General features: G+C 65.4%; 23 protein-coding genes. 16 read left to right on the top strand and 7 right to left on the bottom strand.

Annotated features, from left to right (window positions below):
* Positions 1 to 4: 4 nt before the first annotated feature.
* Complete coding sequence (locus RPR59_RS04040) at positions 5 to 1,330, bottom strand: methyl-accepting chemotaxis protein (protein ID WP_313918319.1); 1,326 nt, start codon at positions 1,328 to 1,330, stop codon at positions 5 to 7.
* A gap of 316 nt (positions 1,331 to 1,646) precedes the next feature.
* On the opposite strand from RPR59_RS04040, the gene sdhC reads away from it, so the two are divergent.
* The 10 genes from sdhC to lpdA all read left to right on the top strand — a co-directional run bounded on the left by sdhC (position 1,647) and on the right by lpdA (position 14,597).
* The gene (gene sdhC / locus RPR59_RS04035; RefSeq protein WP_313916914.1) at positions 1,647 to 1,994 is read left to right on the top strand and encodes a succinate dehydrogenase, cytochrome b556 subunit; all 348 of its coding nucleotides are present in this window, start codon (positions 1,647 to 1,649) and stop codon (positions 1,992 to 1,994) included.
* A 1-nt stretch (position 1,995) separates the two neighbouring features.
* The gene (gene sdhD / locus RPR59_RS04030) at positions 1,996 to 2,382 is read left to right on the top strand and encodes a succinate dehydrogenase, hydrophobic membrane anchor protein (RefSeq protein WP_313916912.1); all 387 of its coding nucleotides are present in this window, start codon (positions 1,996 to 1,998) and stop codon (positions 2,380 to 2,382) included.
* On the top strand, positions 2,382 to 4,199 hold the full coding sequence (sdhA, locus tag RPR59_RS04025) for a succinate dehydrogenase flavoprotein subunit (protein WP_313916909.1): 1,818 nt from the start codon (positions 2,382 to 2,384) through the stop codon (positions 4,197 to 4,199). Before sdhD ends, sdhA begins: the two co-directional genes overlap by 1 nt.
* A 318-nt stretch (positions 4,200 to 4,517) precedes the next feature.
* Positions 4,518 to 5,303, top strand: coding sequence for a succinate dehydrogenase iron-sulfur subunit (locus RPR59_RS04020; RefSeq protein ID WP_313916908.1), 786 nt, complete (start codon positions 4,518 to 4,520; stop codon positions 5,301 to 5,303).
* Between the two features lie 116 nt (positions 5,304 to 5,419).
* On the top strand, positions 5,420 to 6,526 hold the full coding sequence (gene zapE / locus RPR59_RS04015) for a cell division protein ZapE (protein WP_313916905.1): 1,107 nt from the start codon (positions 5,420 to 5,422) through the stop codon (positions 6,524 to 6,526).
* Positions 6,527 to 6,667: 141 nt separating this feature from the next.
* Entirely contained in the window at positions 6,668 to 7,630 is a 963-nt protein-coding gene (mdh, locus tag RPR59_RS04010) for a malate dehydrogenase (RefSeq protein WP_313916903.1), read from the top strand.
* A 79-nt stretch (positions 7,631 to 7,709) separates the two neighbouring features.
* Positions 7,710 to 8,594: a succinate--CoA ligase subunit alpha gene (gene sucD, locus RPR59_RS04005; protein ID WP_313916901.1), complete on the top strand. Its 885-nt coding sequence runs from the start codon at positions 7,710 to 7,712 to the stop codon at positions 8,592 to 8,594.
* A gap of 113 nt (positions 8,595 to 8,707) precedes the next feature.
* Positions 8,708 to 11,644, top strand: coding sequence for a 2-oxoglutarate dehydrogenase E1 component (locus RPR59_RS04000; RefSeq protein WP_313918317.1), 2,937 nt, complete (start codon positions 8,708 to 8,710; stop codon positions 11,642 to 11,644).
* 149 nt (positions 11,645 to 11,793) lie between these two features.
* Positions 11,794 to 13,083: a 2-oxoglutarate dehydrogenase complex dihydrolipoyllysine-residue succinyltransferase gene (gene odhB, locus RPR59_RS03995; protein WP_313916899.1), complete on the top strand. Its 1,290-nt coding sequence runs from the start codon at positions 11,794 to 11,796 to the stop codon at positions 13,081 to 13,083.
* A gap of 122 nt (positions 13,084 to 13,205) precedes the next feature.
* Positions 13,206 to 14,597: a dihydrolipoyl dehydrogenase gene (gene lpdA, locus RPR59_RS03990; RefSeq protein WP_313916897.1), complete on the top strand. Its 1,392-nt coding sequence runs from the start codon at positions 13,206 to 13,208 to the stop codon at positions 14,595 to 14,597.
* A 90-nt stretch (positions 14,598 to 14,687) separates the two neighbouring features.
* Here the strand turns inward: lpdA and RPR59_RS03985 are convergent, their stop codons facing one another.
* Positions 14,688 to 14,981, bottom strand: a complete 294-nt coding sequence (locus RPR59_RS03985) for a PspC domain-containing protein (RefSeq protein ID WP_313916894.1) — start codon at positions 14,979 to 14,981, stop codon at positions 14,688 to 14,690.
* Positions 14,982 to 15,196: 215 nt separating this feature from the next.
* The gene (locus tag RPR59_RS03980; RefSeq protein ID WP_313916892.1) at positions 15,197 to 15,841 is read right to left on the bottom strand and encodes a YoaK family protein; all 645 of its coding nucleotides are present in this window, start codon (positions 15,839 to 15,841) and stop codon (positions 15,197 to 15,199) included.
* A gap of 92 nt (positions 15,842 to 15,933) precedes the next feature.
* Here RPR59_RS03980 and RPR59_RS03975 point away from each other — a divergent pair, with 92 nt between their 5' ends.
* On the top strand, positions 15,934 to 16,566 hold the full coding sequence (locus tag RPR59_RS03975; RefSeq protein ID WP_432280306.1) for a trimeric intracellular cation channel family protein: 633 nt from the start codon (positions 15,934 to 15,936) through the stop codon (positions 16,564 to 16,566).
* A gap of 3 nt (positions 16,567 to 16,569) precedes the next feature.
* Here RPR59_RS03975 and RPR59_RS03970 read toward each other — a convergent pair whose 3' ends face one another.
* Both RPR59_RS03970 and sppA read right to left on the bottom strand, forming a co-directional pair.
* On the bottom strand, positions 16,570 to 17,136 hold the full coding sequence (locus RPR59_RS03970) for a GNAT family N-acetyltransferase (RefSeq protein WP_313916886.1): 567 nt from the start codon (positions 17,134 to 17,136) through the stop codon (positions 16,570 to 16,572).
* Complete coding sequence (gene sppA, locus RPR59_RS03965) at positions 17,133 to 19,022, bottom strand: signal peptide peptidase SppA (protein WP_313918316.1); 1,890 nt, start codon at positions 19,020 to 19,022, stop codon at positions 17,133 to 17,135. The genes RPR59_RS03970 and sppA overlap by 4 nt, the downstream gene beginning before the upstream one ends.
* Before the next feature lie 140 nt (positions 19,023 to 19,162).
* Here sppA and RPR59_RS03960 point away from each other — a divergent pair, with 140 nt between their 5' ends.
* From RPR59_RS03960 to groL, 3 genes are all read left to right on the top strand, one after another.
* On the top strand, positions 19,163 to 20,578 hold the full coding sequence (locus RPR59_RS03960) for an MATE family efflux transporter (RefSeq protein WP_313916884.1): 1,416 nt from the start codon (positions 19,163 to 19,165) through the stop codon (positions 20,576 to 20,578).
* A gap of 145 nt (positions 20,579 to 20,723) precedes the next feature.
* A complete protein-coding gene (gene groES, locus RPR59_RS03955; RefSeq protein WP_313916882.1) occupies positions 20,724 to 21,011 on the top strand; it encodes a co-chaperone GroES in 288 nt (95 codons plus the stop codon).
* 119 nt (positions 21,012 to 21,130) lie between these two features.
* Entirely contained in the window at positions 21,131 to 22,798 is a 1,668-nt protein-coding gene (groL, locus tag RPR59_RS03950; protein ID WP_313916880.1) for a chaperonin GroEL, read from the top strand.
* A 348-nt stretch (positions 22,799 to 23,146) separates the two neighbouring features.
* Here groL and RPR59_RS03945 read toward each other — a convergent pair whose 3' ends face one another.
* Complete coding sequence (locus tag RPR59_RS03945; protein ID WP_313916878.1) at positions 23,147 to 23,566, bottom strand: DUF4345 domain-containing protein; 420 nt, start codon at positions 23,564 to 23,566, stop codon at positions 23,147 to 23,149.
* On the bottom strand, positions 23,563 to 23,760 hold the full coding sequence (locus tag RPR59_RS03940) for a hypothetical protein (protein WP_313916876.1): 198 nt from the start codon (positions 23,758 to 23,760) through the stop codon (positions 23,563 to 23,565). The genes RPR59_RS03945 and RPR59_RS03940 overlap by 4 nt, the downstream gene beginning before the upstream one ends.
* 123 nt (positions 23,761 to 23,883) lie before the next feature.
* Between RPR59_RS03940 and RPR59_RS03935 the strand changes: the two genes are divergently transcribed.
* Complete coding sequence (locus RPR59_RS03935; RefSeq protein WP_313916874.1) at positions 23,884 to 24,975, top strand: GNAT family N-acetyltransferase; 1,092 nt, start codon at positions 23,884 to 23,886, stop codon at positions 24,973 to 24,975.
* Positions 24,976 to 25,017: 42 nt separating this feature from the next.
* Positions 25,018 to 25,824, top strand: a complete 807-nt coding sequence (locus tag RPR59_RS03930) for a glucose 1-dehydrogenase (RefSeq protein WP_313916872.1) — start codon at positions 25,018 to 25,020, stop codon at positions 25,822 to 25,824.
* Positions 25,825 to 25,891 lie beyond the last annotated feature (67 nt).

Here is a 25,891-nt window from a genome sequence, read left to right as displayed (position 1 = left end):
CCGATCACGCAGCAACCTTGTTGACGAAATCGCCCGCCCGCGACTTCAGCGTGCCAAGTTCCTCGTCCAATATCGCGAAGCCCTGTCCCACATCGTCGATATCGGATGCGACGCTTTCGGTATCCTCGCGGATCGTGGCGATCGTGTTGGACATCGAGTCGGCGGCAAGTGCGGTTTCGTCGACCGCAGCGGTGATCGCGGTCACGGTCTGGGCCTGCGCCTCCATCGCGGCGCGGATGCGTTGCGCCGAATCCTGCACCTCCGTCACGGTCGTGCGGATCGACGCGTTGGTTTCGACGGTCGACCTGGTCGCCTGCTGGATCGCCGCGATCTTCGACGCGATGTCGTCGGTGGCGCGCGCCGTCTGGTTGGCGAGGCTCTTCACCTCCTGCGCCACCACCGCAAAGCCGCGGCCGGCATCGCCGGCACGCGCCGCCTCGATCGTAGCGTTCAGCGCCAGCAGGTTGGTCTGGCCGGCAATGTCGCGGATCAGCCCCAGGATCGATTCGATCGACTTGGCATGGTCGGACAGCATTTCGGACATGCTCACCGCCTCGCCCGCCTGGGCGGAGGCGCGGTTGGCGATTTCGGCCGCCGATTCGACCTGGCCGCGGGCATCCTCGATGGCGCGGATCAGGCCGGCCGCGGTCTGCGCCGCTTCGCGCATCGCCACCGCAGACTGTTCGGCCGCCGCCGCGACCTCGCTCGTCTTGCCCAGCATGCCGCGCGCCGAAGCGGAGGTCTTGCCCGCCTGCGCGCGCAACGTCTCGCCTTCGTGGCTGGCGCGCTCGACCGTGATGCCGATACTGTCGCGAAAATCGTTGGCAAGCCGGTCGCGCTCCATCTGCGCGGCATAATCGCGGTAATCATTGTACAGCGCCACGGTGATATCGCCTTCCAGCGCCGACAAGCGCATCAGCGTGTCGATGAGCTGGTTCAATCCGGGATCGTCGCGTCCCACCTCCTCCATCAGGATGTCGAGGGCGGCACGATCGCTGGCGCTGATCATCGACAACAGCGCCATGGGCGGCACGTCGGACGAATAAGCGGAAGCGACCGAACGCTCGATCGATTCGACCCAGGCGCGGCCGGTGGTGTCGAGAAAACGGTTGCGCAGAAAGGTGCAACCGATGTCGATCATCTTTTCGGTTTCGTGCGGCGCCCAGGTCCGGCCGTCCGCGAAACAACGCAGCCATTGCTGCCAATAGGCTTCCGACACGGCGCGGCAATGGGGCTCCAGCACCTCCCAGGCGCGTCGTGCGGAGCCGACCAGTGAGCCGTCGAAATCGAAGATGCGCAATCTGGCGGCAACGTCGATCCGGCTGCTCATCTGGCCGGTTGGTGGCAAATCCCTGGCGGTGGCTTCTTGTTGGCTCACGGAATCCCGGCTCCCCTTTTGGCAGGTCTGAGGGCGGGCATATCGCGCCAACCGTTAAAACGCGGTTAGGGTAAAGATCCATTAAGCGCGACATCACGATCCCCGCACCTGAAAGCCCTGATCCCGGTCGCGACTCCGGTTGCGCTTGCATCGCAGCGCTTGGGGATTAATTAGGCGTGCACCGCAACAGGAGCACGTCTTGGCCACCGCAGCACCGAAATCGCGTCCACTTTCCCCACATCTTACCGTCTGGAAATGGGGCGCGCACATGCTCGTCTCGATCCTGCACCGGGTCACCGGCGACGGCATGGCCCTGGTCGGACTGACCCTGCTGACCTGGTGGCTGGCGGCCGCGGCCGCGGGCGGCCAGGCCTATGCCGACTTCCAGGACCTGTTCACGGTCGAAGCCGGCGGACTGAACGTGGTCGGCTATATCGTCGGCATCGGCCTGACGCTGTCCTTCTTCCAGCACATGGCGAGCGGCATCCGTCATCTGGTGATGGACATCGGCGCCGGCTTCGAGTTGCGGACCAACAAGAGCTTCGCAGTGCTCACCATGGTCTATTCGATCGTCGCGACCTCGGCCTTCTGGGCCTATCTGATCTGGGGCAAATAACATGGGTACGGGAACGAGCATCGGCCGCGTCCGCGGCCTGGGCGCGGCGCGCGAGGGCACGCATCACTGGTGGCATCAGCGGCTGACGGCGGGCGGCAACCTGTTGCTGGTCGTATGGTTCCTGGCCTCCGTGGCGCGCCTGCCGGCCTATGACGCCGCGACGGTCCAGATCTGGCTGTCCTCGCCATGGGCCGCGATCCCGATGGCACTATTGGTCCTCAACCTCTTCTATCACGCGCGGCTGGGGCTGCAGATCGCGATCGAGGACTATGCCCACCGCGAAGGCGGCACCGTTCTCCTGGTCCTTCTCAATCTCGTCACGGTCGTCGGCGCCGCCATCGGCGTCTTCTCGATTCTGAAAATCGCATTTACCGGAGCATCCGCATAATGGCCGCCACCGATGCCAAAGAGGCCTATAAGATCATCGACCACACCTATGACGCGGTGGTGGTCGGCGCCGGCGGCTCCGGCCTGCGCGCGACCATGGGCTGTGCCGAGGCGGGGCTGAAGACGGCGAACATCTCCAAGGTATTCCCCACCCGCAGCCACACCGTCGCCGCGCAGGGCGGCATCGCGGCGAGCCTGGGCAATAACACGCCCGACCATTGGTCGTGGCACATGTACGACACGGTGAAGGGTTCCGACTGGCTGGGCGACCAGGACGCCATCGAATATCTCTGCCGCGAGGCGCCGCAGGCGGTCTATGAGCTGGAACATGCCGGCGTGCCGTTCAGCCGCAACGACAACGGCACCATCTATCAGCGCCCGTTCGGCGGCCACATGCAGAATATGGGCAAGGGTCCGCCGGTGCAGCGCACCTGCGCCGCGGCCGACCGTACCGGCCACGCCATGCTGCACGCGCTCTATCAGCAGAGCCTGAAATACGACGCCGACTTCTTCATCGAATATTTCGCGCTCGACCTCATCATGGAGGACGGCAAGTGCCGCGGCGTCATCGCCCTGTGCCTCGACGACGGGTCGATCCACCGCTTCCGCGCCCATGCCGTCGTTCTCGCGACCGGCGGCTATGGCCGCACCTTCCAGTCAGCCACCTCGGCGCACACCTGCACCGGCGACGGCAATGCCATGGTGCTGCGCGCCGGCCTGGCGCTGCAGGACATGGAATTCATCCAGTTCCACCCGACCGGCATCTACGGCGCCGGCGTGCTCATTACGGAGGGCGCACGCGGCGAAGGCGGATACCTCACCAATAGCGAGGGCGAGCGCTTCATGGAGCGCTATGCCCCCAGCGCCAAGGACCTCGCCAGCCGCGACGTGGTGTCGCGTTCCATGGCGATGGAAATTCGCGAGGGCCGCGGCGTCGGCAAGGAATCGGACCATATCTTCCTGCACCTCGATCACATCGACCCGAAGGTGCTGCACGAGCGCCTGCCGGGCATCACCGAGACCGGCAAGATCTTCGCCGGCGTCGACCTGACGCGCCAGCCGCTGCCGGTGGTGCCGACGGTGCATTACAATATGGGCGGCATCCCCACCAACTATCACGGCGAAGTCGTCCATCTGAAGGACGGCAACCCCGACGCGGTCGTGCCGGGCCTGTTCGCGGTGGGCGAAGCGGCGTGCGTGTCGGTACACGGTGCCAACCGCCTGGGCTCCAATTCGTTGATCGACCTGGTGGTATTCGGCCGCGCCACCGGCCTACGCCTCAAGGAGACGCTGAAGCCCGGCACCGCGCACGATCCGCTGCCCAAGGGGGCGGAGGAGCTGGCGCTCAGCCGTCTCGACCATTTCCGCAATGCCAGCGGCGGCACGCCCACCGCGGCGATCCGCGCGGACATGCAGAAGACGATGCAGAAGCACTGCGCCGTCTTCCGCACCGACGAACTGATGCGCGAGGGCATCGACCTGATCGATCAGGTCTATGCGCGCATGGAAGACGTCCAGGTTTCCGACCGCTCGCTGATCTGGAATACCGACCTGGTCGAGACGCTGGAACTCGACAATCTGCTCGCCCAGGCGATGGTGACGATCCGTTCGGCGGCCAATCGCAAGGAAAGCCGCGGCGCACACAGCCACGAGGATTATCCCGAGCGCGACGACGCCAACTGGATGAAGCACACCGTCACCACCTTCGACGGCTGGGGCGGCAAGAAGGGCACGACCGCGATCGATTACCGCCCCGTCCACGATTACACGCTGACGGACGAAATCCAGTATATCGAGCCGAAGAAGCGGGTCTATTGAGGCATGGGGCATCCGCCGATCGGCACGATTGCTGATCAAAGGCGGTTCGATCGAATGCGAAGGGATCATACCCCCTCCTCCCCTCCCTTCAAGAAAGGGGAGGGGGGTGGGTGCGAGCGAAGCGAGCTCCGACGCCAACCGAAGCAAAGCCGCCATCGCCCGCTCGTCGGCCCCGGCCGACCATGCAAGGACCGGTGCACGATGTGGTCCGAGGGGTTTGCGGTCGCGCGCGCACTGGTCTATCGCGACCGCCATAAGGTTGACCGGGATGCCTCCGCGTCCCATCTCCTGCCCATCCAGAACCCGACGGGAATGATCATGGCCGAATTCACCCTGCCCAAAAACAGCAAGATCTCGAGCAAGGGCAAGGTCCACCACGCACCGGAAGGCGCAAGCCGGGTCAAGAAGTTCAAGATCTACCGCTACGATCCGGACGCGGGCGAAAATCCGCGCTACGACACCTACATGGTCGATCTCGACGATTGCGGGCCGATGATCCTGGACGCGCTCATCAAGATCAAGTCGGAGCAGGATTCGACGCTCACCTTCCGCCGTTCCTGTCGCGAGGGTATCTGCGGATCCTGTTCGATGAACCTGGACGGCAAGAACGGACTGGCCTGCACCACGGCGATCGAGGACATCAAGGGCACGATCCGTATCACCCCGCTTCCGCATATGGAGGTGATCAAGGACCTGGTCCCCGATTTCACCCATTTTTATGCGCAATATGCGTCGATCCAGCCCTGGCTGAAGACGGTGACGCCGCCGCCCTCCGGCAAGGAGCGCCTGCAGTCACCGAAGCAGCGCGAGCAGCTCGACGGTCTGTACGAATGTATTCTGTGCGCCTGCTGTTCCTCCTCCTGCCCCAGCTATTGGTGGAATTCCGATCGTTTCCTTGGCCCTGCCATCCTGCTTCAGGCGTATCGCTGGCTCGCCGACAGCCGCGACGAGATGACGGGCGAGCGGCTGGACGAGCTGGAAGATCCCTTCCGGCTCTATCGCTGCCACACCATCATGAACTGCGCCAATGTCTGTCCCAAGGGACTGAACCCGGCCAAGGCGATCGCCGAGACGAAGAAGATGATGGTCGAACGCGCGATCTGACGCGCGGACGACACGCGCTGCATGGCCGAGGATCAGGCGCCGAGCTTTCTCTATGCAGGCCGTCCCGGTGACGAACGGGGCTGGTATCGGCCGGCAGCCGCCGCCGGACGCCCCTCGTGAGTGACCTCTGCCAACGCTACGAGACGCTGGTTTCTGCGGGCGAACTCAAGCGGGATGCCGGACAGGCCGCGGCCGCGAAGCGGCTCGACCAGTTGATGCGCGAACTGGAGTCGGTGCCGAAGCGCGGCAGCATTCTCTGGCGTGCGCTCGGCAGGCGGCCGGAGGCACCGCGCGGGCTTTACCTCTGGGGCGGGGTCGGGCGCGGCAAGTCCATGCTGATGGACCTGTTCTTCGACAATCTCGACATCCGCCGCAAACGCCGCGTCCATTTCCATGAATTCATGCTCGAGGTGCATGACCGCCTCAATACGGAGCGCAGGAAGGAGGCGGGCAATCCGATCCCGCCGGTCGCGGCCGCGCTGGCCGAAGACATCCGCCTGCTCGCCTTCGACGAGATGGTGGTCAACAACACCGCCGACGCCGCGGTGATGTCGCGTCTGTTCACCGAGATGCTGGGTCACGGGCTGACGCTGGTGGCGACGTCCAATCGCCCGCCGGACGATCTCTACAAGAATGGGATCAATCGGGATCTGTTCCTGCCGTTCATCGACCTGATCAAGGATCGGATGGACGTGATGCCGCTCAACGGACCGACCGACTACCGGCTCGATCGGCTGGGGCGCATGGATACGTGGCTGGTGCCTAACGGGCCGGATGCCACCGAGACGCTTTCGCGCGCCTTTTTTCGCCTGACTGACTATCCGGTGGAGGACCGGGCGCATGTCCCGAGTTGCGAATTGGCGGTCGGCGGCACGCGCGAGATGCACGTCCCCAAATGCCTGAAAGGGGTGGCGGTATTCAGTTTCAGGCGCCTGTGCGGAGAGCCGCGCGGATCGGCCGACTATCTTGCCATCGCGCGCAAGTTCCACACCGTCATCATCGTCGGCATCCCCGAGCTGGGGCCGGAAAAGCGAAATGAAGCAGCGCGCTTCGTGACGTTGATCGACGCGCTTTACGAGCACAAGGTCAAGTTGCTGGCGGCCGCCGATGCCGCGCCGGAACACCTTTACGAGGAAGGCGACGGCAGGTTCGAGTTCGAACGCACCATATCGCGATTGAACGAAATGCGCTCGGAAACGTATCTGTCGGAAGGTCATCGCTGACTTATTGCAATTGCTTCGCAACTGCAAAGAAAGGCTTCAACTTTTGCCCGTTAGCGGTTGCCCCGTTGCGGCAAAGGGCCTAAGTCGCCCACGTTTCGCGCCTGGGCGCTCGAGTCCGACGCACCGGATAGAGGAGATATCATGGCTCGCAAGAAGATCGCGTTGATCGGCTCCGGCATGATCGGCGGCACGCTCGCGCATCTCGCCGCGATGAAGGAACTGGGCGACATCATCCTGTTCGACATCGCCGAGGGGCTGCCGCAGGGCAAGGCGCTCGACCTGGCGCAGGCCGGTCCGCCGGAAGGGTTCGACGCGAACCTCAAGGGCGCGAACTCCTATGAGGAAATCGCGGGCGCGGACGTGTGCATCGTCACCGCCGGCGTGCCGCGCAAGCCCGGCATGAGCCGCGACGATCTTCTCGAGATCAATTTGAAGGTTATGAAAGCGGTGGGCGAAGGCATCGGGCAACACGCCCCCGACGCCTTCGTCATCTGCATCACCAACCCGCTCGATGCGATGGTCTGGGCGCTGCGCGAATTTTCCGGCCTGCCGCACCAGAAGGTCGTCGGCATGGCGGGCGTGCTCGATTCGAGCCGCTTCCGCCACTTCCTTGCCGAGGAATTCGACGTGTCGGTGGAAGACGTCACCGCCTTCGTGCTGGGCGGGCACGGCGACACGATGGTGCCGGTGGTCGAATATTCGACCGTCGCGGGCATTCCCGTTCCCGACCTCATCAAGATGGGCTGGTCGACGCAGGAGCGCATCGACGCGATCGTCAAGCGCACGCGCGGCGGCGGCGGCGAGATCGTCGGCCTCCTGAAGACCGGCAGCGCCTTCTACGCGCCGGCGACGAGCGCGATCGTGATGGCCGAGAGCTATCTGAAGGACAAGAAGCGCCTCCTGCCCTGCGCCGCGCACCTGACCGGCCAGTACGGCGTCGACGACCTCTATGTCGGCGTGCCGATCGTGATCGGCGCGAACGGCGTCGAGCGCGTCGTCGAGATCGAGTTGAAGAACGAAGCGAAGAGCAATTTCCAGACGAGCGTCGATGCGGTCAAGGAACTGGTCGCGGCCTGCAAGGGCATCGATGGGAGCCTGAAGTAAGGATTTGTATCCCCGCGAAGGCGGGGATCCAGACTGGGCTCCCGCCTTCGCGGGGACACAAGAAGGGCGAAAGAAACGAATGAGCATCCTCGTCGACAAGAATACCAAGGTCATCACCCAGGGCATGACGGGCGAGACCGGCAGCTTCCACACGCAGGCGGCGCTTGATTACGGCACGCAGATGGTCGGCGGCGTTACGCCCGGCAAGGGCGGCACGACGCACCTCGATCTGCCCGTCTTCGACACCGTCGAAGAGGCGAAGGCGAAGACCGGCGCCGATGCCAGCGTGATCTATGTCCCGCCGCCCTTCGCCGGCGATTCGATTCTCGAGGCGATCGACGCGGAAATCCCGCTGATCGTGTGTATCACCGAAGGCATTCCGGTGCTCGACATGGTCAAGGTCAAGCGCGCCCTGTCGGGTTCGAAGTCGCGCCTGATCGGGCCGAACTGCCCCGGCGTGCTGACTCCGCAAGAGTGCAAGATCGGCATCATGCCCGGCAGCATCTTTTCCAAGGGATCGGTCGGCGTCGTGTCGCGTTCGGGCACGCTGACCTATGAGGCGGTGTTTCAGACGACCAATGCGGGGCTGGGTCAGACCACCGCGGTCGGCATCGGCGGGGATCCCGTCAACGGCACCAACTTCATCGATGTGCTCGAACTGTTCCTGGCCGACGATGCTACGGAATCGATTATCATGATCGGAGAGATCGGCGGCTCGGCCGAGGAAGAGGCCGCGCAGTTCCTCAAGGACGAGGCGAAAAAGGGCCGCAAGAAGCCGATGGCCGGCTTCATCGCGGGCCGCACCGCGCCTCCGGGACGGCGCATGGGCCATGCCGGCGCGATCGTCTCCGGCGGTCAGGGCGGCGCCGAGGACAAGATCGCGGCGATGGAGGAAGCGGGCATCCGCGTTGCGGATTCGCCCAGCGAACTCGGCACCACGCTCGTCGAGGTGCTCAAGGGCTGACAGGGAGCCTGCGCCCCACTCCCCCGTTCGTGTCGAGCGAAGTCGAGACACGTTGGGGCGCCTAACACGTTCCTCGACTTCGCTCGGAACGAACGGACATGATGGGTACGATCATGGGATATGCCTCCCCCAATTTCGCGGAAATCGCCGGCGGTGTGAGCCCGGCCTTCGTCGAGACGCTGTACAAGCGGTACAAGGCCGACCCGTCCGCGGTCGAGCCGGGCTGGCGTAACTGGTTCGACGGGCTGGACAACGCTGTCGAGCAGCCGAGCTGGGGCAATCCCGACTGGCCGCCCAAGGATACCGACCAGCTTACCGCCGCGCTCGACCCGACGCAGATGGAGCCCGCACCCGGCAGCGCCAAGCCGAGCAAGGCCGCCGCCAGGGAAGTCGCCGGCGCCAAGCCTTCGACCGACGACGTGGCCAAGGCGGCGGGCGATTCGATCCGCGCGATGATGCTGATCCGCACCTATCGCGTGCGTGGGCATCTTGCCGCCAATCTCGACCCGCTGGGCGAATCGAACCAGGAACTTCCGCAAGATCTGCGCACCGAATATCACGGTTTCCCCGATAGCGAGATCGACAAGCCGGTTTATCTGGGCGGCGCGCTGGGCCTGGAGACGGCGACGATCCGCGAGGTGGTGGACATCCTGCGCCGCAATTACTGCGGCAATGTCGGCCTCGAATATATGCACATCGCCGATGTCGAGGAGCGCCGTTTCCTCCAGGAGCGCATGGAGGGCAAGGACAAGGCGATCGAGTTCACGCCCGAGGGCAAGAAGGCGATCCTCGCCAAGGTGATCGAGGCCGAGCAGTGGGAAAAGTTCCTCGGCAAGAAATATGTCGGGACCAAGCGTTTCGGCCTCGACGGCGGCGAGGCGATGATTCCCGCGCTGGAAAGCGTCATCAAATATGGCGGTCAGACCGGCGTTCGCGAAATCGTCTATGGCATGGCGCATCGCGGCCGGCTGAACGTGCTCGCCAACGTGATGGCGAAGCCGTTCCGCGTCATCTTCCACGAATTCTCCGGCGGTTCGGCCAATCCGGAGGATGTCGGCGGCTCGGGCGACGTGAAGTATCACCTCGGCACCTCCACCGACCGCGAGTTCGACGGCGTCAACGTCCATATGTCGCTGGTCGCCAATCCGTCACACCTGGAAGCGGTCAATCCGGTGGTGCTGGGCAAGACGCGCGCGATCCAGACCTGGCGCGAGGACCTGGCGGAGCACGAACAGGCGCTGCCCGTCCTCATCCACGGCGACGCGGCGTTCGCGGGTCAGGGCATCGTGTGGGAATGCCTCGGTTTCTCCGGCATCCGCGGCTATAATACCGGAGGCTGCATCCATTTCGTCATCAACAACCAGATCGGCTTCACGACGAGCCCGCAATTCGCGCGCTCCTCGCCCTATCCGTCCGACGTGGCGAAGGGCGTGCAGGCGCCGATCTTCCATGTGAACGGCGACGATCCCGAAGCGGTGACCTTCGCCTGCAAGATGGCGATCGAATTCCGCCAGCGCTTCAAGCGCGACATCGTCATCGACATGTGGTGCTACAGGCGGTTCGGCCATAACGAAGGCGATGAGCCGAGCTTCACCCAGCCGCTGATGTACGCGGCGATCAAGAAGCATCCGGCGGTCAGCAAGGTCTATGGCGACCGCCTGATCGCCGAAGGCGTGATCGATGCGGGCTTCATCGACCAAAAGGTCAAGGATTTCACCGAACTGCTCGATGGCGAGTTCTCGGCAGGCACCAGCTACAAGCCCAACAAGGCGGACTGGTTCGCCGGCCGCTGGTCCGGCCTCAGCGTGCCCGTCGACACCGAAGGCGCGCGACGCAACGTCGAAACCGGCATCGACAGGAAACTGTTCGCCTCGCTCGGCCGCACGCTGACCGAAATCCCGACGGAGCTGAACCCGCACAAGACGCTGGGCCGGGTGCTCGACGCCAAGCGCAAGATGTTCGATTCCGGCGAGGGCTTCGACTGGGCGACGGGCGAGGCGCTGGCCTTCGGATCGCTCCTGTCCGAAGGCTATGGCGTGCGTCTGTCCGGCCAGGATTCGGGCCGCGGCACCTTTTCGCAGCGCCACGCCGTCTGGGTCGATCAGAAGGACGGCCATCGCTACGTGCCCTTGAACGAGATCGAACATGGCAGGTTCGAGGTGCTGGACAGCCCCTTGAGCGAATATGGCGTGCTCGGATTCGAATATGGCTACGCCCTCGCCGACCCGAAGACGCTGGTCTTGTGGGAAGCGCAGTTCGGCGACTTCGCCAACGGCGCGCAGATCATGATCGATCAGTTCATCGCATCCGGCGAGGCGAAATGGCTGCGCGCCAACGGCCTCGTGCTGCTGCTGCCGCACGGTTACGAGGGTCAGGGGCCCGAGCACAGTTCGGCGCGGCTCGAACGCTATCTGCAGCTCTGCGCGCAGGACAATATGCAGGTCGCCAACTGCACCACGCCGGCCAACTATTTCCACCTGCTGCGCCGGCAGATGCACCGCAATTTCCGCAAGCCTCTCGTCATCATGACGCCCAAGTCGCTCTTGCGGCACAAGATGGCGGTATCGCAGGCGGCGGACTTCACGGACGACAGCCATTTCCGCCGTATCCTGTCCGATCCCTCCGCGCCCGCCGACAAGGACACGAAGCGGCTGGTGCTGTGTTCGGGCAAGGTCGCCTATGATCTGATCGAGGCGCGCGACGCCGCGGGCGACGCGAACACCCAGATCGTCCGCGTCGAACAGATCTATCCCTTCCCGGGCGATCCGCTGACGGTGCGGCTGAAGAAGATGACGAGCCTCGAAGAGGTCGTCTGGTGTCAGGAAGAGCCGAAGAACAACGGCGCCTGGTTCTTCGTCGAACCATTGATCGAGCAGTGCCTGGCCGATGCCGGCGCGAAGCCGCAGCGCGCGACCTATGCCGGCCGCGCCGCCGCCGCATCGCCGGCGACCGGACTGATGAAACGGCACCAGGCCGAACAGGGCGCGTTGATTGCAGAGGCGCTGGGTCACAGTGTGAAGAAAGAGATCAGGCGAACGCGCAAGGCATAAGGACGACGCCCGCCCATCCCGAGCTTGTCGAAGGATGGCTCTTTCTTGGCGGGCAAGAAAATACGGGGCTTCGACAACCCCGGATCAAGGCTCTCCTGAGCGAAGTCGAAGGGTCCGGGGGCGGAACGGAAATTGGTTCGAGGAACGATATGGCTACTGAAGTAAAAGTCCCCGCGCTGGGCGAATCGATCACCGAAGCGACGCTCGGCGAATGGCTGAAGCAGCCGGGCGACACGGTAGAGGCCGATGAGCCGATTGCGAGCCTGGAAACCGACAAGGTTTCGGTCGAAGTGCCCTCGCCCGTCGCCGGCACGATGGGCGAGCATGTCGCGCAGGAAGGCGATACCGTGGAGGTCGACGCGGTCATCGCAACGATCGAAGCCGGCGATGCCGCGCCGTCCAAAGCCGCGGCTGCTCCCAGCAAGACCGAAGGCAATGCCGACAAGTCGGACGAGGCGAAGGAAGGCAGCGGCCCCGGCCCGGGTGAACAGCCGCGCCAGCGCCCCGACGCCACCGCAGCACAGCAGGCGCCCGCCGGCGAGGGCGTGGAGGCGGCCGCGCTTTCGCCCTCGGTTCGCCGCGCCATTCTGGAACACGGCGTCGATCCGGCGACGGTGAAGGGCACCGGCAAGGACGGCCGTATCACCAAGGAAGACGTGCTCGCGGCCGCCGAGAGCAAGAGCGAGGCCAAGGCCGCGCCGGCGCCGACGCCCGCCCCCGCGCCTTCCGCGGGCGGCGAGCGTAGGCAGGAACGCGTGCGCATGACGCGCCTGCGCCAGACGATCGCCAAGCGGTTGAAGGATGCGCAGGACAATGCCGCGCTCCTCACCACGTTCAACGACGTCGACATGACGGCGGTGATCGAGGCGCGCACCAGGTACAAGGAACTGTTCGAAAAGAAGCACGGCGTCCGCCTCGGCTTCATGGGCTTCTTCGTGAAGGCGGCCTGCATGGCGCTGAGGGACGTGCCCGCCGTCAATGCGCAGATCGACGGCGACGAGATCGTCTATCACGACTATGCCGATATCTCGGTCGCGGTCTCGGCGCCGCAGGGTCTCGTCGTGCCGGTCATCCGCTCGGCCGACCAGATGTCGGTCGCCGAGGTCGAAAAGACGATCGGCGATTTCGGCAAGCGCGCCAAGGACGGCACGCTCAAGATGGACGAGATGAAGGGCGGCACCTTCACCATCTCGAACGGCGGCGTGTTCGGATCGCTGATGTCGACCCCGATCATCAACCCGCCGCAATCGGCGGTGCTGGGCCTCCACCGCATCGAGGACCGGCCGGTCGTGCGCGACGGCGAGATCGTCATCCGTCCAATGATGTATCTGGCGCTTTCCTATGACCACCGCCTGGTCGACGGACGCGAGGCGGTGACCTTCCTCGTCGCACTGAAGAACGCGATCGAGGACCCGACGCGGATTTTGATCGACTTGTGAGGGGTACGGAAAACCTCATCTCCCGTTCGGGCTGAGCCTGTCGAAGCCCTGCTCTTCCTCTTCCCGAACGGCGCGAAAAGAAAGACAGCGCTTCGACAAGCTCAGCGCGAACGGAGTGAAAGATGGCAGAATACGATTATGACGTCCTGGTAATCGGCGCCGGTCCCGGCGGCTATGTCGCGGCGATCCGGGCGGCGCAGCTCGGACTGAAGACCGCATGCGCCGAATCGCGCGAGACGCTGGGCGGGACCTGCCTCAACGTCGGCTGCATCCCGTCCAAGGCGATGCTCCACGCCTCCGAATATTTCGATGCCGCGGCGAATGGCGCGATGGCGAAGATGGGCGTCAAGGTGACGCCCGAACTCGACCTCGACACGATGCACGGCCAGCGCAAGGATGCGGTCAAGCAGCTCACCGGCGGCATCGAGTTCCTGTTCAAGAAGAACAAGGTCAACTGGCTCAAGGGCAAGGCGAGCTTCGAGGACGCGCACACCGTTTCGGTGAATGGCGAAAAGGTCACGGCGAAGAACGTCGTCATCGCCACCGGCTCGTCGGTCACCCCGCTGCCCGGCGTCGAGATCGACGAGAAGGTCGTCGTCTCCTCCACCGGCGCGCTCGAACTGCCCAAGGTGCCGAAACACATGGTCGTCATCGGCGGCGGCGTGATCGGGCTCGAACTCGGCAGCGTGTGGCGCAGGCTGGGCGCGAAGGTCACCTGCGTCGAATTTCTCGACCAGATCCTGCCCGGCTTCGACGGCGATGTCCGCAAGGAAGCGAACAAGATCTTCAAGAAGCAGGGTATCGAGTTCAGGCTCGGCACCAAGGTCACCGGCGTGGCGGTGAAGGGCGACAAGGCCACGCTGACGCTCGAACCCGCAAAGGGCGGCGATGCCGAGACGATCGAGGCGGACTGCGTCCTCGTGTCGATCGGGCGCAGGCCCAACACCGATGGCCTCGCGCTCGACAAGGCGGGGCTCGAAACCAATGAGCGCGGCCAGATCGAAATCGACCATGATTTCCGCACAAAGGCCGACGGCGTCTGGGCGATCGGCGATGTCGTCCCTGGTCCGATGCTCGCGCACAAGGCGGAGGACGAGGGGCTGGCGGTAGCGGAGAATATCGCCGGGCAGACGGGAATCGTGAATCACGACGTGATCCCGAGCGTCGTCTATACCTGGCCCGAAATCGCCGGCGTCGGCCTGACCGCGGAAGCGGCGAAGGAAAAGGGCGAAGTGAAGGTCGGCAAGTTCCCGATGATGGCGAACAGCCGCGCCAAGACCAATCACGAGCCCGAGGGCTTCGTGAAGGTGATCGCCGATGCAAAGACCGACCGTGTGCTGGGCGTGTGGTGCATCGCGAGCGTCGCCGGCACGATGATCGCGCAGGCCGCGCAGGCGATGGAATTCGGCGCGACGAGCGAGGACATCGCCTATACCTGCCACGCGCATCCCACGCATTCGGAAGCGATCAAGGAAGCGGCGATGGCCGTGACGGGCAAGCCGATCCACATCTGACGCGGCAGAGGTGGCGGCGCCATTCGCCCGCGACCGGGCGCGATGGCGCCTCGCGGCACTGTTGTGTGACGGAGCGCCGTGCCGTCCCGGTCAGGCTGCGGCGGTCCGGACCACCTCGCCACCCTCATTGTCCGCGTCGCGATGCGCGGCCCCGTCGCTCGCGGGCGCGGATGTATCGCGATCGGGGACGAGCCAGTGCAGGCTGTACACGACCACGCCCAGCCCGAAATAGGTCGCGAGACAGATCGCAGGATTCCAGAACAGCAGGCCCGCGAACGCGAGCCGGAACAGATTCGAGTTCACGCCGATGTCCCGGCCAAGTCCTTCACACACGCCCAGCAGCGTATCGGGACGGTTGAAAAGCGGCGGGGTGGTTCTGCGCACGATGTAACTCCTGTCCTTGGGCCGGCGAGAGGACCGGCGGATGCAGGCAGTGTTTCAAATGTCGTGCCAGATTATAGTTCTGGTTCAAATCCAGCCATTTACTGCGATTTCCCTGTCGCACAAATTTGGCGAACCGGTTCCGATGGCATTTAGTTGGCGTATTTTCCCAACAGACCTGGTGCCGATTGCCACCCGCCCGGTCCGAAGTATCTGCGTCAGTCCGGCGCGCCGTTCCGTTCGGGAAGGAACGACAACAGGAGCGCCAGCAGCGACGCCGCGCCCGCGGCGACCCAGAACGCGCCGTCGCCAATCGCGGCATAGGCAAAACCGCCGGCGATGATGCCGCCGAGAAACCCGACCCAGAGTTCGAGATCGCGCGCCCAGGCGAAGCGCCCATCCGTCCCCATCAGGCTGCCGGCCAGGCGTTGCCCGAAACGCACCAATGTGCCCGTCATGTAGGTCAGGCCGATCGCGACTTCGCCTTCGCGGGCGAAAATCCCGTTTTCCATTCCCATCGCCGCTGCGAGCAACAGGAAAGCGAGACGAAGCTGGCCCAGGGATTCCACGCCCGCCGCGCCCGCGAGCAGCAAGGCCGTCGCCGCCATCAGGACCGCGCGGCGGCGCCCGGCGACCGCGTGATTGAGGATCGCGCCGGAGACGATACCGCTCAGAAAGCTGAGGACCAGCGCGCCTCCCATCAGCGCATCGCCGTAATTGCCGGTCGCGATGCCGGCGCCGGCCCGGGTCGTGTTGCCCGTCATCGAGGATGCGAAAAAGCCCGACAGACTGCCATATGCGAGCGCATCGACGAAGCCCGCCAATGCCGCCAGCAGGGCGGCGAGACCGGTGGTGGGACGCATGGACGCCTGCATGGAAGCCCTTCTCGCGCAAATAGCGCGCAGTTTCCACCCCATGCTTGCCAAGCGGCGTGGAATGGCTAATGGCGCGATTGATGGAAGCGCCCCTCGACTGGCAGATCGGTCCGCTTTTGCCCTGGCTGGATCTGATGGCGATCGCTGTATTCGCGGCGACCGGCGCGCTGGTGGCCATCCGGAGCGCACAAACCTTCACCACCGCGGCCTTTTTTGCGCTCATCACCGGCGTCGGCGGCGGCACGGTGCGCGACCTGCTGATCGACGCGCCGGTATTCTGGGTGCATGACCGGCTTGTTGCCGGAATATGCGTGGCGGCCGCGATGCTGGTCTGGCTGACGCCGGAGCGATGGTGGCAGGGGCGGGTTCTCGCCTGGCTCGACGCGCTCGGTCTCGCCGCCTACGCCGTGTTCGGCTCGGCCAAGGCGGTCGCCTTCGGCGTGCCGCCGATTCCGGCGGCGGTCATGGGCGTCGTCACCGCCTGTGTCGGCGGCATCATTCGCGACACGCTCGCCAACCAGCCGTCGATCCTGATGCGGCCCGAACTCTATGTCACCGCCGCCACGCTTGCCGCCGGGCTGTACGTCGCGCTGCTCGTGTTCGGCATGCCGCCGGCCGCGAGTGCCGGTATCGCGACGCTCGCCGGCTTCGGCCTGCGCGCCGTCGCCATCATGTTCAAGGTCGCGCTGCCCTCCTATCGCGGCCTGCGATAGCGATCAGTACCGGACCAGCCCCACCGTGGAAAAGGGTCTGGGTTCCTGCGGCGGCAGCGCGCTGTCGTTGAGCTTGCATACCCAGAAGCCGATATCGATCCACTGGTTGCGCTTGAACCCCGCCTCCCCGATGGCGCCGGCACGGTGGAAACCGACCGCCTCGTGCAGGCGGATCGAGGCCTCGTTCGGCAGCGCGAGGACGGCGACCGCGCGGGTGAAATCCTGGGCGCGCAGCGTATCCATCAGCGCGCCATAGAGCAGGCGACCGACGCCCCGCCGCGTATCTTCCTGCGACACGTAGATCGACGCCTCGACGATGTAGCGATAGGCCGGCCGGTCGCGAAACGGCGCGGCATAAGCATAGCCGACGATGCGCGGCATGCCTCCGTCCTCGCCGATCGTGGCGACCAGCCAGGGATAGAAGCCGCCATGCTTCGCCATGCGGGCGCGCATGGTTTCGGCACCCGGAGCCTCGCTCTCGAAAGACACGTGTCCGTTGGTCACATAGGGCGCATAGATCTCGGCAATGGCGCCGGCGTCGTCGGCATCGGCGACGCGGATATCGATCATTGCCAGATCTTCGTCAGGATCAGGTCGAGCAGCCGGACATCGCCGGCCGAGGCCGCCGCCGGACGAAAGGCGGTGCATTCCAGGCAGCGCGCCTGGACCGAACCGCCCTGGGCCAGGCGCCGGGCATCCCCGATCGCCTGCGCCAGCGTCGCCCGCCGCTCTGCCGCCAGCCGCGAGAACAGATCGGCCGAGCCGCGTTCGACGCTGTCTTCATCGTCATCCTGCTGGCGCGCGAACTGCTCGATCAGCTTCGCCCACTTGCTGGGCTCCTTCTCCAGATAGACGGCATGGACCTTGTCCGGATCCAGCTTCGCCCGCCGCGCCGCCTCGGCAATGGCGTCGTGTATGCCGCCGAAACGGTCGACCAGGCCGATCTGCCGCGCGATGCCGCCCGGCCAGACCCGCCCCTGCCCGATCTCGTCGACGCGCGCGGGCGTCATGTTGCGCGACGTTGCGACAAGGCCGACGAACTTGCGATAGCCGCTTTCGATCTGCGCCTGCAGGATCCGGTCGAACGCATCACTGGTGCCGGCGAGCACGTCCGGCTGCCCGCTGAGCGGGGTCGTCTTCACCCCGTCGGCATTCACCCCGATCTTGTCGAGCGTGTCCTCGAAGGTGGGGATGATCCCGAAAATGCCGATCGAGCCGGTGATGGTGTCGGGTTCGGCGAAGATGGCGTCGCCCGCGGTGGACACCCAATACCCGCCGCTCGCCGCGACCGACCCCATCGACACGACCACCGGCAGGCCCTTCGCCTTGGCCTGCAGAATAGCCTCGCGGATATGCTCGGACGCGAGTGCCGAGCCGCCGGGCGAATCGACGCGCACGACCAGGGCCTTCAGCTTCTTGTCGTCGAGGCCGTCCAGGATCAGCCGCGCGATCGTATCACCGGCTGCGGTGCCCGGGCCGCCGGTGCCGTCGACGATTTCCCCCGCAACGGTGATGACGCCGATCGCCGGTCCGCCTTTGGAAAGCGGATGGACCTGCACCCAGTCGTCATAATCAATCGCCTTGAAGCTGCCGACCGGCTTGTCGTCGTCGGCACCCACGATCTTGGCCACGCGTTTGCCGAACGCGATGCGGTCGCCCAGGTGATCGACCAGCTTGGCGCGCAGATTGGCCTGGGCGAGATCGCCGTCGGCCGCCTGCACGGTCGCCGCGGGATCGGTCAGGAAGGGCTCGATCCGCGCCTGCGGCCGATCCTGCGCGACGCCTTGTTTCCACTGGTCGAAGATCGTTCCGTAGAGCAGTTGCGCCGCCTCGCGCGCGGGCCCCGACTGGTTCTCGCGGATATAGGGCTCGACCGCCGATTTGTAGGTGCCGACGCGGTAGACGTGCGCGTTGATGCCCAGCTTGTCGATCAGCCCCTTGTAGTAGAGCTGCGATCCGCCGGGGCCGCGCAGCAGCACGCCGCCCATGGGATTGGTCCAGATCTCGCTCGCCGCCGCCGCCAGGCGATAGCCGGAATCGGTATAGGCCGTGGCATAGGCCAGGACCGGCTTGCCGCTGTCGCGCACGCGCTGCACGGCATCGGCAACGTCGCTGATCGCGGCGGGATAGCCGCCCATGAACCGGTCGAGGTCGAGCACCACCGCCTTCACGCGGTCGTCGTCGCGGGCCTCGTCCAGCGCGCGCACGACATCGCGCAGGCGATATTGATTGGCGACGTCGCCGCCGGTCAGCGTGGCGATCGGATCGACCTCCTCCGGCTGCTCCACGATCGTGCCATCAAGCGCCAGCAACAGCGCCCCGTCGTGGATTTTCACCCCGTCCGGCTGCGCCTGCAGCGCTGCGAACAGTGCACCGAAGAAGAGGAGCAACAGGGCAAGGACCAGCGCGTCCTTGATCCCGACGAGTATCTTCCACGCGCCCTTGATGAGCTTCACCAGATCGTCTCCCGCACTGATCGGCGGCATGCGCCGATGGCCGTTTCCTCGGGACGTACACGCCGAGTGTTATCGACACAATACGGTCGGTGCGAATGGACGGGGCAAGCGACGGCGTAGCTGCTACATGCGCGCGGGCCATGGATTCGCACCTCCCCTCCGCCCGGCCGCTGATCGAACGCCCGCCCGCGGACTGGCGGCGCGAACTCGGCGCGCTCGTGCGGCTCAGCACGCCGCTGATCGGCGCGAACCTGTTGCAGATGGCGATCTATTCCAGCGACGTGATCTTCGTCGCGCGTCTGGGGCCGGATGCACTCGCGGCCGCGACGCTCGGCGTCTATTTCTATTCGGTCGTCGCCTTCGCCCTGATCGGGCTGGTAAGCTCGGCCGCGCCGGTCATCGCCGCCGAACTCGGGCGGCGGCGGCATGCGGTGCGAGAGGTGCGCCGGTCCTTTCGCATGGCGCTGTGGCTGTCGGCGGCGGCGAGCCTGCCTTTCCTCCTGCCGCTCGCCTACACCGAAACGATCCTCGGCTGGATGCGGCAGGATCCCGTCGCCGCCGCCAGCGCCGCCCGCTATACCGACATCCTGCTCTTCGCTCTCGTCCCCACCGTCGCGTCGGGAGTGATGCGCATCGCGGTGTCGGCGCTGGGCCGTCCCGGCTGGGCGATGACCATTACCGCCGCGGCGCTGGCGGTGAACATCGTCGGCAACTGGATATTGGTGTTCGGCGAACTGGGTGCGCCGGCGCTCGGACTGACCGGCGCCGCGATCGCAAGCCTGATCACCGCACTGTTCATGCTGGCCGGCTATGCCACGATCCTGATGCGGGACCGCCGGCTTCGGCGCTACCGGCTGTTCGGCAAATGGTGGCGGCCGGAATGGCCCCGCTTCGTCGATCTCGTCCGGCTGGGCGTACCGATCGCGTTGACCATGACGTTCGAGGGCGCGGTCTTCAGCGCCGCCGCGTTCCTGATGGGGTTGATTGGCGTGACCGAAGTTGCCGCCCACGCCGTCGCGCTGCAGATCGCCGCGATTGCCTTTCAAATTCCGTTCGGCATTGCGCAGGGCGCGACCATCCGGGTCGGCATGGCCTATGGCGCCGCCGACGGAGACTGGATCGCGCTGGCCGGCCGGGTTGCGCTGGCGCTCGGCATCGGTTTCATGGGCCTCACCGCCGCGCTGCTCTGGGCCGCGCCGCATTTCTTCGTCACGCTCTATCTGGACGACACGCCCGGCAATGCACGGGCGATCGCGCTCGCGACGCGCTATCTCACCGTCGCCGCGGCCTTTCAGATCTTCGACGGTGCGCAGACGGTGGCGGCCGGCGTGCTGCGCGGATTGCAGGACACGCGCATCCCCATGATCATCGCCGCGATCGGTTATTGGATAGCCGGATTCGGCACCGCCGTCCTGCTCGGCTTCCGGCTCGGCCTTGCCGGCGTCGGCATCTGGATCGGGCTCGCCACCGGCCTTGCGGTCGTCGCGGTCCTGCTACTCCTGCGCTGGTCGATGCGCCGGCGGATCGGTCTTTTGCCGCAACCGTCGCGCGGTTGATCGCACGCACCGGCACGCGCCCAAAAAATTTGCCCGGCGCCCCGTTGACGATCCGCATGGCCATACGCATATCCGATCGCGTTAGCACTCGCTGCAAGTGAGTGCCAAACACCGACAATATCCTATGAGGAAAGGAAAAGCGCGCATGAACTTTCGTCCGCTGCACGACCGGGTGCTCGTTCGCCGCGTCGAGGCCGAGGAAAAGACGGCCGGCGGCATCATCATTCCCGATACCGCCAAGGAAAAGCCGCAGGAAGGCGAAGTCGTCGCCGCCGGCGGCGGTGCCAAGACCGAGGACGGCAAGGTCGTTCCGCTCGACGTGAAGGCCGGCGACCGCATCCTGTTCGGCAAATGGTCGGGCACCGAGGTCAAGGTCGACGGTGAAGATCTGATCATCATGAAGGAAAGCGACATCCTTGGGATTGTGGGCTGAGCATCAGCCAACAATCCTATCCCGACGAAAGTCGGGATCTCTGGCCACATTAAGCGGCATTGGCCGCACCCGATCCCAGCTTTCGCTGGGATGACGATAGTTTCGAAAGGATAGAATATATGGCAGCGAAGGACGTGAAATTCTCGCGCGATGCTCGTGAACGCATCATGCGCGGTGTCGACATTCTCGCCGATGCGGTGCAGGTCACGCTCGGCCCCAAGGGCCGCAACGTCGTCATCGACAAGAGCTTCGGCGCGCCGCGCATCACCAAGGACGGTGTGACGGTCGCCAAGGAAATCGAACTCAAGGACAAGTTCGAGAATATGGGCGCGCAGATGGTCCGCGAGGTCGCCTCGAAGACCAACGACGTCGCCGGCGACGGCACCACCACCGCGACCGTGCTCGCCCGCTCGATCGTGCGCGAAGGCATGAAGTCGGTGGCCGCCGGCATGAACCCGATGGATCTGAAGCGCGGCATCGACATGGCCGTCAAGAAGGTCGTCGAGGACATCAAGAACCGGTCCAAGGACGTCTCCGGCAACCAGGAGATCGCCCAGGTCGGCACCATTTCCGCCAATGGCGACAAGGAAGTCGGCGAAAAGATCGCCGAGGCCATGGAAAAGGTCGGCAAGGAAGGCGTGATCACCGTCGAAGAGGCCAAGGGTCTCGATTTCGAGCTAGACGTGGTCGAGGGCATGCAGTTCGATCGCGGCTATCTGAGCCCGTATTTCGTCACCAATCCGGAGAAGATGAACGTCGAGCTTCAGGATCCCTATATCCTGATCTTCGAAAAGAAGCTCTCCAACCTGCAGACGATGCTGCCGATCCTCGAATCGGTCGTGCAGTCGAGCCGTCCGCTGCTCATCATCGCCGAGGATATCGAGGGCGAGGCGCTGGCCACGCTCGTGGTCAACAAGCTGCGCGGCGGCCTGAAGGTCGCGGCGGTCAAGGCGCCGGGCTTCGGCGATCGCCGCAAGGCGATGCTCGAGGACATCGCGATCCTGACCAAGGGCGAAGTCGTCAGCGAGGATCTCGGCATCAAGCTCGAGAACGTCACGCTGAACATGCTCGGCACGGCCAAGCGCGTCACCATCGACAAGGACAACACCACCATCGTCGGCGGTGCGGGTGATGCCGAATCGATCAAGGCGCGCACGGAGCAGATCCGTCAGCAGATCGAGCAGACCACCAGCGACTATGACCGCGAAAAGCTGCAGGAGCGCCTGGCCAAGCTCGCCGGCGGTGTTGCGGTGATCAAGGTCGGCGGCGCGACCGAGGTCGAGGTGAAGGAGCGCAAGGACCGCGTCGACGACGCCCTGCACGCCACGCGCGCAGCCGTCGAAGAAGGCATCGTCCCCGGCGGCGGTACGGCCCTGCTCTACGCCACCAAGGCGATCGAAGGCCTGGCCGGCGAGAATGACGACCAGACCCGCGGTGTCGATATCGTCCGCAAGGCGCTCTACGCTCCGCTCCGCCAGATCGCGCAGAATGCCGGCTTCGACGGTGCCGTGGTGTCGGGCAAGCTGCTCGACGGCAACGATGCGAACATGGGCTTCAACGCGGCCAACGACACCTATGAGAATTTGGTGTCCGTCGGCGTGATCGACCCGACCAAGGTCGTCCGCACCGCGCTGCAGGACGCCGCCTCGGTCGCCGGTCTGCTCATCACGACCGAAGCCACGGTCGCCGAACTGCCCGAGGACAAGTCCAATGGCGGCGGCGCCGGTGCCGGCGGCGGCATGGGCGGAATGGGTGGCATGGGCGGAATGGGTGGCATGGACTTCTAAGTCCGCACCCGTTCGCTCAGGCGAACCATCGAAACGGGGCCGGAGGGAGCGATCCTTCCGGCCCTTTTTGTTGGCGGCAATCAGCGCCGCAAACGTAATGTCGGAACCGGATCCTCGTGAACGTGCCGGTCGGGCCGCAGGCAGCCACGGGCCTGGTCAGCCGCGTCGCCATACGATTTTCAGCGGAAGATCGGCACCGATCCGGCCGAGCCGGCGACGGCCGACGCCGACAACTACCGGCACGACCAGGCGACCGATCCGCCCGCCCGCGCGCGAGCGGCACCGCGCTACCCTGTTCCATGCCGACGTTCCGCCGGAACCGGACGGGACCGCCGACCTTGTGCGCGCTCAGACGATCGGCATGCGCAGGCGGCGCCAGCGGCTGTGGAGCGCCGCCTGCCACAGGAGCAACAGCGGCACAACGACGAGTTCGATCGCAAGCCCGATCATCTGGCCGTGCGACGGCTCACCCACTGCAAAATAGGAAAGGAGCCGGCCGATCCCGCCGGCGATCACGATGCCGCCCAGCAACCGGAAGCGCCCGCCGCGCCATTCGATATGCGGCACGCAACTGGCAAAGCCGATTCCCAGCCCGACAAAGAGCCCCGAAAGATAGCGGAAATGACTGTCGAGATCGACCGGAACGGCCGTGACGCCGCCGATCCAGGCCGGCCCGCCGAACAGGCTGCGCAAGCCGACATAGAGCGGGATCAGCGTCAGCACGCCGACCATCAACTGGAGGGCGCGGCGTTCGAAATCGAGGGTCATGGTCGGCTACGCTCCAGAAGTTCGTCGCGCACGGGCAGGGCCCTCACCGAAACGCTGACCTCGACGGGGAGCAGGCGTGACAGGCGCCCGGCGAACACGTTGCGCGTGCCGGCGATGCCGGCCAGCAGAAATACCGGCGCGACGGCGACGGAAATCGTCTCTGCGACAGTAGACAGGACCGGTGTGAACGGCATTGATCCACGTTATGCGGTTGCTTTTCGCCGCTCCGCAAGGGGCGGACAGCCGTGAAATGAAATTTTCCTTTGGATAGCGGCGCGTCCACATGCTGGTAAGGTTCGGTTGTTACGGTACGGGACATGTCGCGCCCGCTTTCTCCCGCAGCCTTTCCCCGTCTGTCGCCGGCGCTCGAGATACGGCTCGATCACGGCCTGTCCGCCGGGATCGATGCCGTCGCGCAGGCCGCGCGGCCGCAGCACCGGTTCCTGCGCTACGGCTGGTTCGCGGCCGCGCTCGCAGCCTATGGCGGCGAGGCTCGTACCCTGACGGTCAGCCGCGACGGCGAAGCGGCGATCGCGTTGCCCATGGTCCGGCTCGGCCCCGGCTGGGCCGGCGTCGCGGCGGTCCCCGGCTGTTACTGGCCCTATCGCAGCTTTCCGGCGCGCGAGGATGTCGGACTGGAGACGTTCGAGGCGCTGTTCGGCGGGCTCGGCCGCGCGGTGCGGGCGCTGCGTATCGGCCCCATATATGACGACGATCCGACGCTTTGTCAGATGCGCAGGGCGGCGGACGCGCTGGGCTGGCGCACGCTCGACCGGTTCGTCGCCGACAGCTATCTGCTCGACATGGCGGAAAAGCGCGTAGAAGGGATCTGGCCGCGCAAGTCGACGCTGAAGAAGAACCGCTTTCACGAAAAACACCTGGGCAACCACGGCGCGCTGGACTGGTCCTTCGCAAGCGGCGCCGACTGGACTGATGCGCTGTTCGACGATCTTGCGGCGGTGGAACAGGCGAGCTGGATCGCGGCGGAAACCGACGGGCGCGACGCCAAGTTCACGCGGCGCGGCCACGGCGCTTTCTGGCGCACAGCGGCAGCCGATCCGGTGCTGGCGGACATGATGTGGGCAGCGGTCCTGCGGGTGGACGGCCGGCCGGCGGCCTTCTCCTTCGACCTCAATCTGGGCGCGCTCAAACACGCCGTCGCCAACAGTTTCGATCCCGCTTTCGCAAAACACTCGCCGGGCAGGCTGCTTTACTATCGCAACCTGATACGCGCCCTCGGCGACGGCATCACGACCGTCGACTGGGGCGCGGGCGACAGCGGCTACAAAAGCGTGATCGGCGCGCAAAAGGGACCGGCGATCCGCGACTGGCTGTTCGTGAAGCCGGGACTGCCGGCAATCGCCGCGACGCTCCTCCGGCGCACCTGGAAGCACAGCGGCCAGGGCTGACGCCGGGGGAACCGGATCGCCGCCTGCGCGGTTCTGGCCGACATGACAGATTCGGACAAACAGCGCCCCGTCGCCATCGTCACTGGGGCGAGTTCGGGCATCGGCATGGCGGTGGCGCGCAAGCTGGCCCTGGACGGCGCGGCCGTCACGGTGAACTATCATTCGCACCGCGAACCGGCCGAGGCGCTTGCCGCCGAAATATGCGGACAGGGCGGAGAGGCAGTCGCGGTGGGCGCCGACGTGTCGCGCGAGGACGGGGTACGCCACCTGTTCGACGCGACCGTGGAGACGTTCGGCCGGGTCGATATTCTGGTCGCCAATTCGGGTGCGCAACAGGATGCGCCGATCGCCGATATGACGCTGGAGCAATGGCGAGCGGTGATCGACCTCGACCTTACGGGCCAGTTCCTGTGCGCCCGCGAGGCGGTGCGGCGGTTCCGCGCGCAGGACGGCGATACTGCACCGTTTCGCGCCCGCGGCGCAATCGTGTCGATGACCTCGGTCCATGACCGTATCCCCTGGGCGGGCCATATCAACTATGCCGCCGCCAAGAGCGGCGCGCGGATGCTGGTCGAGACGCTGGCGCAGGAGGTGGCGCAGGACGGTATCCGCGTGAATGCCGTGGCGCCGGGCGCCATCCGCACGCCGATCAACGAAGATGTCTGGAGCAACGAGGAAAGTTTCAAGAAGCTGCTCGAACTGATCCCTTACGGCCGGATCGGCGAGCCCGGCGACGTGGCCGAGGCGGTTGCGTGGCTGGTGTCGGATGCCGCTGATTACGTCACCGGCACGACGCTGTACGTCGATGGCGGGATGATGCTGTATCCGGGCTTTCGCGGAAACGGATAAGTGCGCGCACCGTGTCGCGCAGCGATAGCGATTTCGGTCGAAGCGGCAGCGCTGTTCCGCGCGTCCA

Origin of the sequence: Stakelama saccharophila, from assembly GCF_032229225.1 — a bacterium.
GTDB lineage: Bacteria > Pseudomonadota > Alphaproteobacteria > Sphingomonadales > Sphingomonadaceae > Sphingomonas > Sphingomonas saccharophila.
Note: the sequence above shows the minus strand (reverse complement) of the source record. Positions and strands in the feature narration are given on the sequence as shown.